General features: G+C 38.1%; 15 protein-coding genes. All 15 read left to right on the forward strand.

Annotated elements, in window-relative coordinates:
• Positions 1-51: 51 nt before the first annotated feature.
• Entirely contained in the window at positions 52-1,083 is a 1,032-nt protein-coding gene (ilvC, locus tag B9N79_RS01185; protein WP_019391294.1) for a ketol-acid reductoisomerase, read from the forward strand.
• Positions 1,070-2,611 (forward strand): 2-isopropylmalate synthase, encoded by a 1,542-nt coding sequence (locus B9N79_RS01190; protein WP_019391295.1) that lies wholly within the window; start codon positions 1,070-1,072, stop codon positions 2,609-2,611. The genes ilvC and B9N79_RS01190 overlap by 14 nt, the downstream gene beginning before the upstream one ends.
• Positions 2,612-2,633: 22 nt before the next feature.
• On the forward strand, positions 2,634-3,719 hold the full coding sequence (gene leuB, locus B9N79_RS01195; RefSeq protein ID WP_040056873.1) for a 3-isopropylmalate dehydrogenase: 1,086 nt from the start codon (positions 2,634-2,636) through the stop codon (positions 3,717-3,719).
• A gap of 80 nt (positions 3,720-3,799) precedes the next feature.
• Positions 3,800-5,215: a 3-isopropylmalate dehydratase large subunit gene (gene leuC / locus B9N79_RS01200; RefSeq protein ID WP_040056872.1), complete on the forward strand. Its 1,416-nt coding sequence runs from the start codon at positions 3,800-3,802 to the stop codon at positions 5,213-5,215.
• 13 nt (positions 5,216-5,228) lie between these two features.
• On the forward strand, positions 5,229-5,810 hold the full coding sequence (leuD, locus tag B9N79_RS01205; protein ID WP_019391298.1) for a 3-isopropylmalate dehydratase small subunit: 582 nt from the start codon (positions 5,229-5,231) through the stop codon (positions 5,808-5,810).
• A gap of 166 nt (positions 5,811-5,976) precedes the next feature.
• Positions 5,977-6,969: a tetratricopeptide repeat protein gene (locus B9N79_RS01210; RefSeq protein WP_019391299.1), complete on the forward strand. Its 993-nt coding sequence runs from the start codon at positions 5,977-5,979 to the stop codon at positions 6,967-6,969.
• Between the two features lie 185 nt (positions 6,970-7,154).
• Entirely contained in the window at positions 7,155-8,444 is a 1,290-nt protein-coding gene (gene tig / locus B9N79_RS01215; RefSeq protein WP_019391300.1) for a trigger factor, read from the forward strand.
• A 419-nt stretch (positions 8,445-8,863) separates the two neighbouring features.
• A complete protein-coding gene (clpX, locus tag B9N79_RS01220; protein WP_019391301.1) occupies positions 8,864-10,129 on the forward strand; it encodes an ATP-dependent protease ATP-binding subunit ClpX in 1,266 nt (421 codons plus the stop codon).
• 165 nt (positions 10,130-10,294) lie between these two features.
• Positions 10,295-11,962, forward strand: a complete 1,668-nt coding sequence (gene lonB, locus B9N79_RS01225; protein WP_019391302.1) for an ATP-dependent protease LonB — start codon at positions 10,295-10,297, stop codon at positions 11,960-11,962.
• A 368-nt stretch (positions 11,963-12,330) separates the two neighbouring features.
• A complete protein-coding gene (lon, locus tag B9N79_RS01230; RefSeq protein ID WP_239695522.1) occupies positions 12,331-14,589 on the forward strand; it encodes an endopeptidase La in 2,259 nt (752 codons plus the stop codon).
• On the forward strand, positions 14,586-15,167 hold the full coding sequence (yihA, locus tag B9N79_RS01235; RefSeq protein ID WP_019391304.1) for a ribosome biogenesis GTP-binding protein YihA/YsxC: 582 nt from the start codon (positions 14,586-14,588) through the stop codon (positions 15,165-15,167). Before lon ends, yihA begins: the two co-directional genes overlap by 4 nt.
• A 367-nt stretch (positions 15,168-15,534) precedes the next feature.
• A complete protein-coding gene (hemA, locus tag B9N79_RS01240; RefSeq protein ID WP_040056869.1) occupies positions 15,535-16,875 on the forward strand; it encodes a glutamyl-tRNA reductase in 1,341 nt (446 codons plus the stop codon).
• 14 nt (positions 16,876-16,889) lie between these two features.
• Positions 16,890-17,723: a cytochrome C assembly family protein gene (locus tag B9N79_RS01245; protein WP_040056868.1), complete on the forward strand. Its 834-nt coding sequence runs from the start codon at positions 16,890-16,892 to the stop codon at positions 17,721-17,723.
• Between the two features lie 12 nt (positions 17,724-17,735).
• Complete coding sequence (gene hemC / locus B9N79_RS01250) at positions 17,736-18,668, forward strand: hydroxymethylbilane synthase (RefSeq protein WP_019391307.1); 933 nt, start codon at positions 17,736-17,738, stop codon at positions 18,666-18,668.
• Positions 18,668-19,459: a uroporphyrinogen-III synthase gene (locus B9N79_RS01255; protein ID WP_040056867.1), complete on the forward strand. Its 792-nt coding sequence runs from the start codon at positions 18,668-18,670 to the stop codon at positions 19,457-19,459. The genes hemC and B9N79_RS01255 overlap by 1 nt, the downstream gene beginning before the upstream one ends.
• Positions 19,460-19,473: the final 14 nt, after the last annotated feature.

Raw genomic sequence — 19,473 nt, forward strand, 5'->3', positions numbered from 1 at the left:
ATCTATTAATGATTAATATACAAAATATAAAAATTAGAGGAGAGATTTTAAATGACTAAAGTTTATTACAATGGAGACGCAAACGATCAATTATTACAAGGTAAAAAAGTAGCAATCATCGGTTATGGTTCACAAGGTCATGCACATGCACAAAACTTACGCGACAGCGGGATTGACGTAGTTATTGGTTTACGCCAAGGAAAATCATGGGACCAAGCAGTTGAAGATGGCTTTAATGTTTACTCTGTAAGAGAAGCAGCAGATCAAGCAGATTTAATCATGATTCTTCTTCCAGATGAACTTCAACCAAAAGTATATAATGAAGAAATTGCTCCAGTATTACGTGAAGGACAAAGCCTATTTTTTGCTCATGGATTTAATGTTCACTTCACTCAAATCGTACCACCAAGCTATGTAGATGTAGCTCTTGCTGCACCAAAAGGACCTGGTCATCTTGTTCGTCGTACGTATACAGAAGGCGCTGGAGTTCCTGGGTTAATTGCAGTTTGGCAAGATGTAACAGGCCAAGCAAAAGACGTAGCTCTTGCATATGCAAAAGGAATTGGAGCTGCTCGCGCAGGTGTTCTTGAAACAACGTTCCAAGAAGAAACAGAAACAGATCTTTTCGGTGAGCAAGCTGTTCTTTGCGGAGGCCTAACAGCTCTTGTAAAAGCTGGGTTTGAAACATTAGTAGAAGCTGGATACCAACCAGAAGTAGCATACTTCGAGTGTCTACATGAGTTAAAACTAATCGTTGATCTTATGTATGAAGGTGGATTAGAAGGTATGCGCTACTCAATCTCTGATACAGCACAATGGGGTGACTTTGTAACAGGACCACGTATTGTTGATGATCGTGTAAAAGGTGAAATGAAAAAAGTTCTTGAAGACATTCAATCTGGTAAATTTGCAAGAGAGTGGATCCTAGAAAATCAATCAAATCGTGCTGTATTTAACTCAACAAATCGTCGTGAAAACGAACATCTCATTGAGGAGGTTGGCGCAAAACTTCGTGATATGATGCCATTTGTTAAGCAATCACAAAAACGAAAAGAAGCGGTGATGACAAGTGAACAAAATTAAAATCTTTGATACAACACTTCGAGACGGAGAGCAATCACCAGGCGTAAATTTAAACTTCCAAGAAAAAATGGAAATTGCTCGCCAGCTAGAGAAATATGGTGTTGATATTATTGAAGCTGGTTTTCCAGCTGCTTCGAAAGGTGACTTTCAATCTGTTCGCGAGATCGCTAATACAATTAAAGGTTGTTCTGTAACGGGGCTAGCTCGAGCTGTGAAAAGTGATATTGACACAGCTTGGGAAGCACTAAAGGGCAGTGAGGAGCCAAGGTTGCATGTTTTTATTGCAACCTCTCCTATCCATATGGCTTACAAGTTTAATAAGAAGCCAGAAGAAATTGTTGAGATTGCCGTTGAGATGGTGAAATATGCTTCGAGATTCTTCCCTGTTATTCAGTGGTCAGCTGAAGATGCTTCTAGAAGTGAGCTTCCGTTTTTAGCTCATATTACAGAGGAAGTCATTAAAGCAGGAGCAAACGTTGTTAACCTTCCTGATACAGTTGGTTATACAACGCCGAAAGAATATGGAGCAATGTTTTCATATTTAAAAGAAAACGTACCAAACATCCATAAAGTAGATCTTTCAACACACTGTCATGACGACTTAGGAATGGCAGTTGCCAATTCATTAGCTGCGGTTGAGAATGGTGCTACACAAATTGAGGGAGCAATTAATGGGATTGGTGAAAGAGCTGGGAATGCAGCAATTGAAGAAGTAGCAGTTGCTCTTCATACACGTAAAGATTTCTATCAATCTTATACTAATATTACGCTTTCTGAGACGAAACGCACAAGTGATTTGGTAAGTAAGCTGACAGGGATGGCTATTCCTGCTAACAAAGCTGTTGTTGGTCGAAATGCTTTTGCACATGAATCTGGTATTCACCAAGATGGCTTTTTAAAAAATCGTTCAACGTACGAGATTATTTCTCCAGAGCTTGTTGGTGTACAGCAAAAAGAAGTAGTACTTGGCAAACATTCCGGGCGTCATGCATTTAGAACACATCTCATGGATCTTGGCTTTACGCTACAAGATAACCAGATTGATAGCTTGTTCGAAAAGTTCAAAGACTTAGCGGATAAGAAGAAAGATGTAACAGATGATGATTTGTTCTCTCTTGTACTCCAAAAAACAGTGAACAGTGATGAACTTTATAAACTAGATTCATTACAAGTACAATATGGAAGCCACAACATTCCAACAGCTACGATTACGCTGACGAAGAATGATGGGGAATCTGTTCAGGAAGCTGCAACAGGAAGCGGAAGTGTTGAAGCTATCTATAATACTCTTAACCGATGTGTTGATAGTGAATTAAAACTGCTTGACTATCGTCTTCAATCTATTAATGGCGGGCCTGATGCTCTTGCAGAAGTCTTTGTTAAAATTGAAGGAAATGGTGTTGAAGCAAGCGGACGCGGTCTTGCATATGACGTATTAGAATCATCTGCAAAAGCTTACTTAAATGCAATTAATCGCATGATTGCGATTCAAGAATATCGAAAAGAAACAAAACAAGAAGTAATGTAGGAACAGGAAGGGAGGAACTGCCGTGAAAAAGACAATCGCTGTTTTGCAAGGAGACGGTGTTGGAAAAGAAGTAACAGCAGGAGCAGTAAATGTATTAAAGGTGATTGCTGATCGGTTTGATCATGAGTTTCACTTTGAATACGGTCTAATCGGAGGGGAAGCTATTGATCAACAAGGTGTTCCACTTCCAGATGAGACAATTACTCTTTGTAAAAACTCTGATGCCATTTTGCTAGGGGCAGTTGGGGGCGAAAAGTGGAACAGTATTCCACGCCATCTTCGTCCTGAACAAGGGTTGTTAAAAATTAGAAAAGAGCTTGATGTTTATGCAAATCTTCGTCCTGTGACAGTTCAAGGAGCTCTAGCAGATAGCTCACCATTGAAGCGTGAGTATGTAGAAGGCGTAGATTGCATGATTGTAAGAGAGCTAACAGGTGGCTTATACTTCGGCCGCCCGAGTGAAAGAGTTGAGCGAGATGGAGAAGAAGCAGTAGTTGACACGCTCTTTTATAAACGTAGCGAAATTGAGCGTATTTTACGCAGTGCTTTTGAAATGGCCCAAAAGAGAAATGGTCGTGTAACATCAGTGGATAAAGCAAACGTGCTTGAATCAAGTCGTTTGTGGAGAGAAGTTGCAGAAGAGGTCGCAAAAGATTATGAAGACGTAAAGCTTGAACATATGCTTGTTGATGCAGCAGCAATGCAGCTTATTCGTAATCCAAAATATTTTGATGTTCTTGTAACAGAAAATCTATTTGGCGACATCTTGAGTGATGAAGCTTCAATGCTTGCTGGTTCGCTAGGGATGTTACCATCAGCCAGTCTTTCGAGTGATGGAGCTTCAATTTATGAACCTGTCCATGGTTCAGCTCCTGATATCGCAGGTCAAAATAAAGCAAATCCGATTGCGGCTATTTTATCTGCAGCAATGCTTCTTCGTCATTCATTTGATCTTCATCAAGAAGCAGACAAAATTGAAGATGCTGTTGAGCGCGTGTTAGCACAAGGCTATCGAACACCTGATATTGCAGATGGTGAAGAAAGTGTCTCAACGGACAAAATGGTCGATGTCATTATTGAGGCAATTCAAGCCCCAGTAGCAAATTAAAAAGAATAATCTTTTATAAAACGTTTCCTACCATTATAGTAGGAAACGTTTTTCAAAAAGATGTTAAGGAGATGAAAATTATGACACCACAAACGATTATTGATAAAGTTTGGAATAACCATGTTGTACATCAAGAGGGAAACAATCCAGCTCTTCTTTATATCGATCTACATTTAATCCACGAAGTTACTTCCCCGCAAGCTTTTGAAGGATTAAGATTAACAGGACGCAAGGTGCGTCGCCCTGAGCGAACATTTGCCACAATGGATCATAATGTCCCAACTGTCAATCGTTTCAACATTACAGATGAAATTGCGAAAAAGCAAATTGATACGCTAGCTTCTAACTGTAAAGAGTTCGGTATTCGTCTTGCAGATTTGAAAAGTAAAGATCAAGGGATTGTCCATGTCATTGGTCCAGAGCTTGGCTTAACACAGCCAGGTAAAACGATTGTATGTGGAGATAGTCATACATCAACACATGGAGCATTTGGAGCTCTTGCCTTTGGTATTGGAACTAGTGAAGTTGAGCACGTTTTAGCAACCCAATCTTTATGGCAAAAGAAACCTAAAACACTTAATGTCCATGTAAAAGGACCAAAACCAGCAGCTGTATCTGCAAAAGATATTATTTTAGCTATTATTCAAAAATACGGCGTTCGTTTTGGGACAGGTTACATCATTGAATTCACTGGTGAAGCAATTAAGGAGCTTTCAATGGAAGAGCGTATGACAATCTGCAATATGTCCATTGAAGCTGGAGCAAAAGCAGGTTTAATTAGTCCTGATGAAACAACAGTTGAATATCTTCGTGGGCGCCCATATTGTCCAGAAGGCGAAGAATTTGAAAAGGTAGCCAAAGAGTGGCTTTCATTAGCTTCTGATGAAGGAGCAGTCTATGATGACACAATTGAGCTTGATGCACCAAGCCTTGAACCTGTTGTAACATGGGGCACAAACCCAGCAATGAGCTCGTTTGTAACAGGCAAAGTACCGAAGCTTGAAGAGGTTGCAAATGAAAATGAACGTGAAAATTTAAGAAGAGCTCTTGAATATATGGGGTTAACACCAGGTATGCCAATTACAGATATTCCAGTTCAGCACGTTTTCATCGGCTCCTGTACGAACTCTCGCTTGTCAGATCTAAGACAGGCTGCAAACCTTATTAAAGGAAAGAAAGTATCTGATCAGGTTACGGCAATCGTTGTTCCTGGTTCGCAAAAAGTAAAGGAAGCAGCAGAACAAGAAGGATTAGACCAGGTTTTTAAAGAGGCAGGTTTTGAATGGAGAGAGTCAGGCTGCAGCATGTGCTTAGGCATGAATCCAGACCTTGTTCCAGAAGGAGAGCACTGTGCTTCAACATCAAATCGTAACTTTGAAGGTCGTCAAGGTAAGAACGCAAGAACACACTTAGTCAGCCCTGAAATGGCAGCTGCCGCAGCTCTTCATGGTCGTTTTGTTGACGTGAGAAATCTAAGAGAAGAAGCATTAGTATAAGGAGGAGAAAACGATGAACCCATTTACAACACATGAAGGAAAAGTAGCTGGTCTTAATCGAGCAAACGTTGATACAGATCAAATTATTCCTAAACAATTTTTAAAACGTATTGAACGCAGTGGTTTTGGACAATTTGCTTTCTTTGACTGGCGTTACAACCGAGATGGTTCTTTAAATCCAGACTTTGAGCTTAACCAGCCGCAAAATGAAGGAACAAGCATTTTAGTTTCTCATGAAAATTTTGGCTGCGGATCTTCCCGTGAGCACGCACCATGGGCCCTTCTTGATTATGGATACAAAGTAGTCGTAGCCCCGTCTTTTGCTGATATCTTCTATCAAAACTGTTTGAAAAACGGTATTGTACCAATTCCACTTACAGTAGAAGAAACAGAGTATTTACTCGAGGAATCTAAAAATGCGGACTATACATGCACAGTTGATTTAGAACAGCAAACAATCTACGATAATAAAGGGTTTAAAGCAGCGTTTGACATTGACTCTCATTGGAAGAAGATGTTGATTAACGGTTGGGATGAGATTGACCATACGCTTTTACTTGAAGAGAAAATTTTAGCTTTTGAAGAACGCCGTTAAACAGCTTTCATTTGTTCTTTTTATTGTTCCTTGCTACACTGTTACATAAAGTAACGCTTTCTACTGTAAAATAAAAAGTAGAACTAGCTTAAATGAAGTGATAAGCAACTGCTTATCACTTCTATGTAACGGAATAAATTTTATAAAGCGAGGAATGGATATATCCATGAAATCACCTGATGAAGACAAAATGATTTTGTTTCCTAATTTAACAGAGCGATTAATTGAAAAAGCTACTTCTTTAATGAAGGAAGAAGATTTTCAAGCTGCGCTATCGCTTTTCTTGCAAGGATTAGAACTTGAAGAAGAGAATGAGCAAATGCAATATGGTGCAGTCGTATGCTTTTTTGAAATGGGGAACTTAACGGAAGCTAAGTCATATTGTAAGAAGCTTCTTCATGGAGCTACGGACAATTATTATGAAGTTTTACAGATTTATTTAACAATCCTTGTTCAACAAAGTGATTATGCAGAAGCTTTTTCTTTTGTTGAAGCTCTTTTACAAGAACAGGATGTTCCTACCCCATATGCCCAACACTTCAAACATTTAATGTCGTTTTGTGAGGCTCAAATGAACGGCGCAGAGACAACGACAAATACTGCACAATCTGAAGTTTTCCCAAACCTTTCATTATATAAGGAAGAAAAACAACTTTTGCTTCTTCAAGAGATCAAGGGAATGAATCTTGCCTACTTTGAAAAAGAGCTTAATGAAGCTTTAATACACAGCAGCGTTCATCCATATGTGAAAAGTGCTTTGTTAAATGAAATTGTGAATCAAAAGGTTCAAGGAAAGTGGAAGGTACAAAAGTTTTCACATCAAAATACATATGTTACACAAGATTTAGAAAACTTGCTCTGTCACCCTTTTATTGGGGAAGTAGAAAAAAGACTGGAAGACGAACTTTTTCACCATAATCCGACATTGTATCAAATGGTTACAGATGTCTGGAAACGATATCTTTTTGTGGTTTTTCCGTTTATTCCGACAGAAAAAGAAGATCTCTGGGCATGTGGCCTTCATTTGCTGCTTCTAGAGATTGGAAACGTTGAAACCGCAAAAGAAGAAGTAATGGAGCTTTATAATGTAAATGAACTAGACTTAAAAAAGATTATGAATCATTTGAAAGAAGTGGAAACCTACACAACGATAGAATAATGTTGAAACCATAATATCCTATGGTATAATATAGTGGTCGTAAAGTGTACATCTATTTAACGTATAGATTTAAACTTTTGAAAGTTCCTACCATACACTCTGTAGGATATTCGCTAGACAGTGAGGAATAGACAGCCTACTGTCTACTTTAATGAAATGAAAATAAGCTTTGGAGGGAAACATACATGTCTGCAAAATGGGAAAAACAAGAAGGAAATCAAGGAGTTTTAACTGTTGAAGTTGAAGCTGACCAATTCAATGCTGCACTTGATAAAGCATTCCAAAAAGTTGTGAAACAGGTAAACATTCCTGGATTCCGTAAAGGAAAAGTACCTCGTAGTCTTTTCGAACAACGCTTTGGTGTTGAATCTCTTTATCAAGATGCTTTAGATATTATTTTACCAGAAGCATACGGAAGCGCGATCGAAGAAGCAGGAATTGAGCCTGTAGACCGTCCAGAAATCGATGTTGACCAAATTGGTAAAGGTCAAGCACTAGTCTTTAAAGCGAACGTAACTGTAAAACCAGAAGTGAAACTTGGAGACTACAAAGGTCTTGAAGTAGAAAAAGTAGATACAGAAGTTACTGATGAAGATGTAGACGCTGAAATCAAAACTCTTCAAGAACGTCAAGCTGAGCTTGTAGTGAAAGAAGAAGGAAAAGTTGAAGAAGGCGATACAGCTGTTATCGATTTCGAAGGTTTCGTTAATGACGAAGCATTTGAAGGTGGAAAAGGTGAAAACTATTCACTTGAAATCGGTTCTGGTTCATTCATCCCTGGCTTTGAAGAGCAATTAGTTGGTCTTGAAGCTGGAGCAGAAAAAGACGTTAAAGTAACGTTCCCAGAAGAGTACCATGCTGAAGATTTAGCTGGTAAAGAAGCAACTTTCAAAGTGAAAGTTCACGAAATCAAAGCAAAAGAACTTCCAGAGCTTGATGATGAGTTCGCTAAAGATGTTGATGAAGAAGTTGAATCACTTCAACAACTTAAAGACAAAACAAAAGAAAATCTTGCTGAGCAAAAGAAAAACGAAGCAGAAGCAACTGTTCGTGATACATTAGTAGAAAAAGCTGCAGACAATGCAGAAGTTGACATTCCAGAAGCAATGTTCGAAACAGAACTTGGTCGCATGATGCAAGAATTCGAACAACGTCTTCAAATGCAAGGTTTAAACCTTGACCTTTACTACCAATTCTCTGGTCAAGATGAACAAGCTCTTCGTGAGCAAATGAAAGCTGATGCTGAAAAACGCGTAAAAATGAACTTAACATTAGAAGCAATCGCAAAAGCTGAAAACCTTGAAGTATCAGACGAAGAAGTAGAAAAAGAAATCAACACAATGGCTGAAAGCTACAACATGCCTGCTGAAAACATCAAAAACATGCTTGGTGGATCAACTGAAGGTTTAAAACAAGATCTTCAAATCCGCAAAGCGATCGATTTCCTTGTAGAAAACAGCAAAACTGTTGCATAATAAAAAGTAAGTAAAAGCAAGGCACGATTTTCTCGTGCCTTGCTTTATAAAAATAAAGACCCTTTTAAAGAACTTTTAGCAATAAGAAGGAATCCATACGCATATCATAACGTTAACAAAATTATCAACATGCTACATATCAGAGGTCTGATTAGGAAAGTCTAATAATTACTTACATAACGAGTGTTTTTGTATTCAAACTGCAGAGTTTTGTGGTAAAATGCAGTAAAAACTCTCACTAGCAGCAAAAGTTGTCTTTTAGTCAGCTAAGAAATGGGTTTATCCTTCTGTTTTGTTCTTTTAGGCTTCTTAAAACTTATTTCTCGCATTTTACTCACACGTGTGTTACAGTGCGTACATAGCGCAGAAGGCTCGGAAGCTGGAAGGTGTGTTTATTAAACAATATAAGGGGTGACACGATGTTTAAGTTTAACGAAGAAAAGGGACAACTAAAATGCTCTTTCTGTGGTAAAACACAAGACCAAGTTCGTAAGCTTGTTGCAGGTCCTGGAGTTTACATTTGTGACGAATGTATTGAACTTTGTACTGAAATCGTGGAAGAAGAGCTAGGCACGGAAGAAGAAGTAGAGTTCAAAGATGTTCCAAAACCGAAAGAGATTTGCGATATTTTAGACGAATATGTAATCGGCCAAGATGCTGCGAAACGCTCTTTATCTGTAGCCGTTTACAATCACTATAAACGAGTAAATTCAAATAGCAAGATTGATGACATTGAACTTGCTAAAAGTAATATTGCAATGATTGGACCAACAGGAAGTGGTAAAACACTTCTAGCACAAACGCTTGCTCGTATTTTAAATGTTCCATTTGCAATTGCTGACGCAACATCATTAACAGAAGCTGGATATGTAGGGGAAGATGTAGAAAATATCTTACTAAAACTTATCCAAGCAGCTGACTATGACGTTGAGCGTGCTGAAAAAGGAATCATCTATATTGATGAGATTGATAAAGTAGCTCGTAAATCAGAAAATCCGTCAATTACACGTGACGTATCTGGTGAAGGTGTACAACAAGCCCTTCTTAAAATCTTAGAAGGCACAGTTGCGAGCGTTCCACCACAAGGTGGCCGTAAGCATCCGCATCAAGAGTTCATTCAAATTGATACAACAAATATTCTTTTCATCTGTGGTGGTGCATTTGACGGAATTGAACCAATTATTAAACGCCGTTTAGGCAAGAAAGTTATTGGATTCGGTTCTGAAGCGAAAAAACCTGAAGCAGAACAAAAAGATCTTCTAACAAGCGTGTTGCCAGAAGATTTACTGAAATTTGGATTAATTCCAGAATTCATCGGTCGTCTTCCGGTTATTGCAAGTCTTGAACAACTTGATGAAGGCGCACTCGTTGAAATTTTAACAAAGCCAAAAAATGCTCTTGTGAAGCAGTATCAAAAAATGCTTGAACTTGATCATGTTAACCTTGAGTTCGAAGATGAAGCATTGAAAGAAATTGCTCGTAAAGCAATTGAACGTAAAACAGGTGCTCGTGGACTTCGTTCGATTATTGAAGGCTTAATGCTTGATGTGATGTTTGACCTTCCTTCACGTGAAGACATTGATAAATGTGTCATTACAGGTGAAGCTGTTCGTGAAGAAGGTGAACCAAAACTTGTTTTAAAGGATGGTTCAACAGTTCAAAAAGGTAGCAAAACATCAGCTTAATAAAGAGAAGAAAGCTTTTTAGCTTACTTTTTTGTTATAAAACGAAGAAGAGGAATTCCAACTCATTTGGAATTCCTCTTCTTTTTTTCAATTTAAACGGTTTATTCCAACTTTGACAAGGAGATACTAGCATGTAAACTTACAAAACATGCAGGAGGTCACTTTATGAGTTGGACAAATATCATTATCCTTGTACAGCTGTTTTTTGGCATTATTATTGGGCTGTACTTTTGGAGCTTATTGCGCAATCAACGTACACAAAAAGTGTCCATTGATCGGGAATCCAAAAAAGAAATGGAACAGTTAAGGAGACTTCGCTCTATTTCTTTAACAGAACCGCTAGCAGAACGAGTAAGACCTGCTACTTTTAAAGACATTGTTGGTCAAGAAGACGGCATTCGTTCACTAAAAGCTGCTCTATGCGGTCCAAATCCACAGCATGTTATTATATATGGCCCTCCTGGAGTGGGGAAAACGGCTGCGGCTCGCCTCGTATTAGAGGAAGCAAAAAAGAATACAAAGTCACCGTTTAAGCAAGATGCTGTTTTCGTTGAACTTGATGCTACAACAGCACGCTTTGACGAGCGGGGAATTGCAGATCCTCTTATTGGTTCTGTTCATGATCCCATTTATCAAGGAGCAGGGGCGATGGGACAAGCGGGGATTCCTCAACCAAAACAAGGAGCTGTTACTCACGCTCACGGAGGCATGTTGTTTATTGATGAGATTGGGGAACTTCATTCAATTCAAATGAATAAAATGCTAAAAGTGCTAGAAGATCGAAAAGTATTTTTGGAAAGTGCGTATTATAGTGAAGAAAATAATCAAATTCCAACACATATTCATGATATCTTTCAAAATGGATTACCGGCTGACTTTCGTCTAGTTGGAGCCACAACTAGAACACCTGATGAAATTCCTCCGGCAATACGTTCTCGCTGTTTAGAGATTTTCTTTAGAGAGCTTGAAAAAGGTGAAGTTGAAACGGTAGCCAAAAAGGCTGCAGATAAAGTTGGGATGCCAATTAGTGAATATTCATTATCGTTGTTAGCTACATATGCAAGAAACGGGCGGGAAGCTGTTAATATGATTCAAATTGCAGCAGGAGTGGCTATTTCTGCTGATAAGAAAGAAATTGAAGATAGCGATATGGAATGGGTTATTCATTCAAGTCAAATGTCTCCACGCCTTGATCCAAAGATAGGGCAAAAAGAGCAAGTTGGAATTGTGAATGGACTTGCAGTTTACGGTCCAAATTCTGGTGCTTTGTTAGACATTGAAGTGACAGCTCTAAAAAGTAAAGATAAAGGAAAAATCAATATTACAGGAATTGTTGAGGAAGAAAGCATTGGTGGAAGCGGAAAATCGATTCGTCGCAAAAGTATGGCGAGAAGTTCCATTGAAAATGTTATTACTGTTCTCCGTACAATGGGTATGGAAGAAAGTGAATACGATATTCACGTGAATTTTCCAGGAGGAATTCCTATTGATGGGCCTTCAGCAGGTATTGCGATGGCTACGGGAATCTATTCGGCCATTTACAATGTTCCTGTTAAGCATACGATAGCAATGACAGGAGAAATTGGTCTTCATGGGAAAGTAAAGCCAATTGGTGGAGTTGTAGCAAAAGTGAAAGCTGCAAAGCAGGCAGGAGTCGAAACAGTCATTATTCCAAAGGAAAATATGAACTCACTTTTAGAAGAAATAAAGGGGATTGAAATTATCCCAGTTACACACATTAAAGAAGTTCTAGCTCTAACATTAGTTAAAACGGCTCATCCTCTTTTGAATCGTGAAGAAGATGTGTCCCTTCCAAAACGTGAATCAATATAAAAAACAGGCTTTGTCCTTAAAAGGATAAAGCCTGTTTTTCTGAAAATAAGAGGAGATGTTTTTACATGTTCTCCATAGGAAAGGCTCACAATAAGGAAGAGACAATGTTTTAGATTAGACAATGTTTTTTAAATAAGATAGAATTGTTGAAAGACTATACGTATTGAATTTTCGGTTAATTTTATGGAGAGAAAATATTTTTTATTACAATAATGTAGTAAATAGTGGAATAAAGTGAAGGCTTTCTTCCTATAATACAAGACTCCCCTTTAACCGAATAGCTTAGATGGAGGTGTAGAAAAGTGGCAACCAAACAAACAACAACAGTTCCGCTTCTGCCACTAAGAGGCTTGCTTGTATATCCAACAATGGTTTTGCATTTAGATGTTGGTCGAGATAAATCTGTGCAAGCTTTAGAAACAGCAATGATAGAAGATCACCTCATTTTTCTTGTTTCACAAAAGGAAATGGGGATTGATGAACCAACAGAAGAAGATTTTTATCATACAGGAACACTAGCGAAAATTAAGCAAATGTTAAAACTCCCAAATGGAACGATGCGCGTTCTCGTAGAAGGATTAAACAGAGCGAAAATTGTATCTTTTAAGCAAGAAGAAAAGATGTTTTCTGTAGATATTGAGCAGCACACCGAGGATCATGAAAAAACTTCAGAAGATGAAGCTTTAATGAGAACGTTGCTACAGTATTTTGAGCAATACATAAAATTGTCTAAAAAAGTATCTCAGGAAACACTTGCAACAGTAACAGATATTGATGAGCCTGGACGTCTTGCTGATATTATCACATCACATCTTCCTGTTAAAGTTGATCAAAAACAGGAAATTCTAGAAATGCTTGACGTTAAAGAACGGTTAGAAAAAGTTATTGAATATATTAATAATGAACAAGAAGTTTTACAGCTTGAGAAGAAAATTAGTCAGCGTGTTAAAAAATCAATGGAGCGTACTCAAAAGGAATATTATCTTCGGGAACAAATGAAGGCAATTCAAAAGGAACTTGGAGATAAGGACGGCAAGACGGCTGAAGTGTCTTCACTGCTTGAGAAAATTGAAAAAGCCGGTATGACAGACCATATCAAAGAGGTTGCTTTAAAAGAGCTTGATCGATATGAAAAAGTACCTGCAAGTTCTGCTGAAAGCTCTGTGATTAGAAACTATATTGAATGGCTCATTTCGCTACCTTGGACAAAAGAAACAGAAGATATTTTAAATATTAAACGAGCAGAAAAAATATTAGATGACGAGCATTATGGACTTGAAAAAGTGAAAGAACGCGTGCTGGAGTACTTGGCTGTTCAGCAGTTGACAAAATCATTAAGAGGTCCAATTCTCTGCTTATCAGGACCGCCTGGAGTTGGGAAAACATCGCTTGCTAGATCAATCGCTACTTCTCTTAACCGTCAGTTTGTTAGAGCCTCTCTTGGCGGTGTACGCGATGAGTCAGAAATTAGGGGGCATCGACGCACATATGTTGGAGCAATGCCTGGTCGTATTATTCAAGGGATGAAGAAAGCAGGAACAATTAACCCGGTTTTCTTGCTCGATGAAATTGACAAAATGTCGAATGACTTCCGTGGTGACCCTTCATCAGCTCTTTTAGAAGTATTGGATCCAGAGCAAAATAATACGTTCAGTGACCACTATATTGAGGAAACTTATGATTTGTCTAATGTCCTTTTTATTGCTACAGCAAATAATTTAGCAACAATTCCAGGTCCGCTTCGTGACCGGATGGAAATTATTGATATTGCTGGTTATACAGAGCTAGAAAAGTTAGAAATTGCGAAGCGTCATCTTTTCCCAAAACAACTAAAAGAGCACGGATTAGGAAAAACCCAGCTTAATATAAAAGACGAAGCTTTTCTAAAAATTATTCGCATGTATACGAGAGAAGCGGGAGTTCGTAGCCTTGAGCGAACATTAGCTTCTATTTGCCGAAAAGCAGCAAAACAAATTGTTGGAGAAGAGAGAAAAAGAATTACGGTTACACCAAAAACGCTTGAGGATTTCTTAGGAAAACCACGTTTCCGCTATGGACAAATTGAAGAAGAAGACCAAGTTGGTGTTGCAACAGGTCTTGCTTATACAACGGTTGGCGGAGATACACTTTCTATTGAAGTAAGTGTTGCTCCTGGTAAAGGAAAACTAATTTTAACAGGGAAACTTGGCGATGTAATGAAAGAATCGGCACAAGCTGCTTTTAGCTACATTCGCTCACGAGCAGACGAGCTAGGGGTTGACCCTTCATTTCATGAAAAGTTAGATATTCATGTTCACGTTCCAGAAGGAGCTGTGCCAAAGGATGGCCCTTCAGCAGGTATTACGATGGCTACTGCTCTTGTTTCAGCTTTAACAGACAATCCTGTTAGAAAAGAAGTAGGAATGACAGGTGAAATTACACTTCGAGGACGTGTGCTTCCAATCGGAGGGTTAAAGGAAAAGACGCTTAGTGCTCATAGAGCCGGTTTGACAAAAGTATTGATTCCACGTGATAATGAGAAGGACATTGAGGAAATTCCAGAAAGCGTGCGGGAGTACCTTGAAATTGTTCCAGTTTCTCATTTGGATGAGGTGCTAAAGCACGCATTAGTAGGAGAGAGTTTATGAAAGTAAAAAACGCAGAGATTGTGATAAGTGCTGTAAAGCCAGCACAGTACCCCGTTGGTCATCTTCCTGAGATTGCACTTGCAGGGCGTTCAAATGTGGGGAAATCATCTTTTATCAATAAAATGCTGAATCGTAAAAATTTAGCGCGTACATCTTCAAAGCCAGGTAAAACACAAACGTTAAATTTCTATAATATTGATGACATTCTACATTTTGTAGATGTTCCAGGTTATGGATATGCTCGTGTTTCAAAAACAGAGCGTGCAGCATGGGGCAAAATGATTGAAACGTATCTAACAAACCGAGAACAGCTTAAAGCTGTTGTACTTATCGTAGATGTACGTCATAAGCCAACTCAAGATGATATTATGATGTATGATTTTCTAAAGCATTTCGGACTTTCCGTTATTATCATTGCTACAAAAGCTGATAAGATACCAAAAGGAAAGTGGCAAAAACATTTAAAAATCGTAAAAGAAACGTTGGAGCTTGAAGAGGGCGATGAAATGATTTTATTCTCTTCGGAAACGGCTCAAGGAAAAGACACGGCGTGGAATGCTATTAAAAGCTTTCTATAAAAACGTCTGCTTTTACGAGGAAACAAGCATATTATGTGATGGAATATTATATTATACAAGAGACCCTTTAGAAAATTAAAGGGTCTCTTGTATAATTTTTTTCTTTTGTAAAACAATAAAGAAAAAGGAAAAATAATGCTATACGAAGAAGATAGTAACGGAGCTTCTCATAAATGCTAGCGCTTTCTATTAACAATCAAAAAAGTTGAGAATTTAAGAAAGTGTGCTAAACTAATTACATAATAAGAAATATTACTTTATAATCATTTTAAATAATGTTCACATTTTGTATGAAAAGAGCTAAAGGAAACATGTTATAATAAATAAAGGATAATACGAGCATTACGTTAAGGGGGTACAGAAAAGAATGCACATTATTGCGATCGGCTTAAATTATCGAACAGCCCCTGTTGAAATTCGCGAAAAGGTAAGTTTTAACGATAGTGAACTGTCTGAAGCGATGCGTGTTCTTAAAGAGCAAAAGAGCGTTTTAGAAAACGTAATTGTGTCAACATGCAATCGGACAGAAATCTATGCAGTTGTTGATCAGTTGCATACAGGGCGTTATTATGTAAAAGCTTTTTTAGCTGAATGGTTTAATATAAGTAAAGAGGAACTTTCTCCATATTTAACAATATACGAGCATGATGCTGCGATTGAGCATTTATATCGTGTTGTTAGCGGGTTAGATTCAATGGTATTAGGTGAAACTCAAATTCTTGGTCAAGTTCGTTCAAGCTTTTTAACAGCGCAAGGCCAAGGAGCAACAGGAACGGTATTTAATCAGCTTTTTAAAGAAGCTGTGACACTTGCAAAACGAGCACATCACTACACGGATATCGGTGCAAATGCTGTGTCTGTTAGCTATGCAGCTGTTGAACTTGGGAAAAAGATATTTGGTAATCTGTCACAAAAGCATGTCCTTATTTTAGGTGCTGGTAAAATGGGCGAGCTTGCTGCTAAAAACTTATCTGGCAGTGGAGTTGGCAATGTGACGGTTATTAATCGTACAAAGGAAAAAGCAGAAGCCTTAGCACAGCGTTTTGAAGGAAATGCAAGAAGTTTTGAAGATCTTGCAGGTGCCTTGCTTGAAGCGGATATCGTCATTAGTTCAACATCAGCAACAGAATATGTTATTACTAAAGAGACGATGAAAGAAGTAGAAAAGTTGCGCAAAGGTCGCCCAATTTTTATGGTGGATATTGCTGTTCCGCGCGATTTAGATCCATCTCTTAGCGAACTAGAAACAGTTTTCTTATATGATATTGATGATTTAGAGGGTATTGTGGAAGCAAACCTGCAAGAACGTCAGAAGGCAGCTGAGACAATTGAAATTATGATTGAAGCAGCTGTTGTAGAATTTAAAACATGGATTGGAACGCTTGGTGTTGTGCCTGTCATTTCAGCACTTCGTCAAAAAGCGCTCAATATCCAAAGTGAAACAATGAAAAGCATTGAGCGAAAGCTTCCAAATTTGACAGAACGTGAGCGGAAAGTATTAAATAAACATACAAAAAGCATTATTAATCAGCTACTGAAAGATCCAATTTTAAGTGCGAAAGAGCTTGCTGGTCAAAAAGGTGCAGAAGAGTCACTTCAGTTATTTATGAAGATTTTTGATATCGAACATATGGTACAAGATGAACGTACTATTGAAAAGAAGGTAGAAAAAGCGCCCCTTGCTCATGAAATTGTACATCCGTCATAAGAAAGGATTGTTAAATGGTAGAAATCAATTTAACAAGAATTTATGAGCTTGTTGTCGTACTTTATGCTATAAGTGTGCTATTATATTTTATCGATTTTTTACTTAACAACCGGAAGGCGAATCGAACAGCCTTCTGGTTGCTTGCTATTGTCTGGGTATTACAAACATTTTTTCTCCTGTTCAGAATGATAGAAACAGGAAGATTTCCCATCTTAACGATATTTGAAGGGATCTATTTTTATGCATGGGTACTTATTACACTCTCTCTTCTTATCAATCGCTTTTTGAGAGTGGATTTTCTTGTGTTCTTCACAAATGTAATTGGTTTTTTTGTGATGGCGTTACATACTTTTGTACCTATGCAAGACTATTCTACTGTTCAAGGAGAACGCCTAGTTTCAGAGTTATTAATTTTTCATATTACAATGGCAATTTTGTCGTATGGGGCATTCTCGATTTCTTTTGTTTTTTCATCACTTTATGTTCTGCAATATCATCTCTTGAAAAAGAAAAAGTGGGGGAAACGGCTGATAAGGCTTGGAGATTTATCAAGACTTGATTATCTCTCTTATCTTTTAAATGTTGTTGCTCTTCCGCTCTTGCTCCTCTCTCTTCTTTTAGGCGTTATGTGGGCTTATATGAAACTTGATCATTTTCATTGGTATGACGTAAAAGTACTTGGTTCTTTTCTTGTACTTATTGTCTATAGTGTCTATCTTTATGTAAGAATAAGTAGGGGACAGCAAGGAAAATCAATGGCCTTTTGGAATATGGCTTCGTTTTTAATTTTACTAATAAACTTCTTTTTATTTGGAAGTTTATCTAACTTTCATTTTTGGAACTCGTAGTAGGAGGATTTTATGCGGAAAATTGTTGTTGGTTCAAGAAAAAGTAAATTAGCATTAACACAAACAAAATGGGTGATTGAACAGCTGAAAAAGCTTGGTGGAAACTATGACTTTGAAATTAAAGAGATTGTAACACGAGGCGACCAAATTTTAGATGTAACATTATCTAAAGTAGGAGGAAAAGGTCTTTTTGTGAAAGAAATTGAGCAATCAATGTTAAATAAAGAAATTGATTTTGCTGTTCATAGCATGAAAGACATGCCAGCTGTTCTTCCAGATGGACTTACAATTGGCTGCATTCCGGTTCGTGAAGACCATCGTGATGCATTCATTTCAAAAACTGGCGAAGGACTAGCAAATATTAAAGAAAAAGCTATTATCGGTACAAGTAGCTTAAGACGCGGAGCCCAAATTTTATCCTATCGTCCAGATCTTGAAATTAAATGGATTCGCGGAAATATTGATACGCGGTTAGGAAAGCTAGAAAGTGAAGACTATGATGCAATTGTGCTTGCTGCAGCGGGGTTAAAGCGTATGGGCTGGTCTGATGATGTTGTAAGCGAATATATGAATGAGGAAGTTTGTGTTCCTGCAATTGGTCAAGGTGCTTTAGCGATTGAATGTCGTGAAGATGATCAAGAACTAATGGATCTCCTTCACAAGTTAGATGATTATAAAACAAGTATAACTGTTACAGCGGAGCGTGCTTTTCTTCATAAGATGGAAGGCGGCTGTCAAGTTCCGATTGCAGGTTACGCTACACTTGAAGGCGAAGAAGTTGTATTAACAGCTCTTGTTGCTTCACCAGACGGAAAACAAATGTATAAAGAGCGTGTTGTCGGTAATAATCCAACAGAGGTAGGACATGAAGCTGCTCGCATTTTATCAAGTCAAGGTGCAAAAAAGTTAATTGATAAAGTCAAAGAGGAGCTTGGTGAGTCGTGATGGACTCAGCTCCTCTTTTTGGTAAACGCATTTTGATTACGCGTCCAAAAGAGCAGAGTGCTCCATTTGTTCGGTTAATTGAACAATATGGAGGAACGCCGCTTGTAGTGCCTCTTTTAAAAATTCGCCATGTGAAAAATAAAGAAAAAGTAAAAGAAACGCTGAGACATGTACATGAATATCAATGGCTTGTTTTTACAAGCCAAAATGGAGTCTCCATTTTTTTTGATTTGTTAAAAGGTCCATCTGTTAATCAAAAAATAAAGAGTACAGCAAAGATAGCGGTAGTTGGAGACAAGACAGAAAAGGTACTAAAAGAACATGGATATTCTTCTATTTTAAAACCTTCTGTGTTTACAGGAGAAGCTCTTTTAGGAGAACTTTTAAAAGTTGTGCCAAAGGAAGAGAAAATTCTCTTTGTTCGTGGAAATCTAGCGAAAGACACTATCCCTAAAGGTCTAAGAGAGCAAGGATTAGAAGTAGAGACCATAACAGTATATGAAACAGTGGCTGACAAGGACAAGCAGAAAGAGCTTGATTTTCTTGTGAAAGAGGAGCAAATGGATGCTATTACTTTTATGAGCCCATCAGCCGTCAACGCGTTTTGTGAATTGGTTCCATACTCACAAAAGGAAAACGGACGGAACCTGCCGCTTGTGTGTGTTGGAGATGTAACAGGAAAAAGAGCAGAAGCATGCGGTTTTTCTGAGCGCCATATTGCGCACAGTGCTTCTGTAGATGGTATGATGAAAGTATTAATACATTATTTTTCAAAAAAAGGGAGTGACTAGACGTGGAACATCTT

Origin of the sequence: Priestia filamentosa, assembly GCF_900177535.1 — a bacterium.
Classification (GTDB): Bacteria; Bacillota; Bacilli; order Bacillales; family Bacillaceae_H; genus Bacillus_I; species Bacillus_I filamentosa.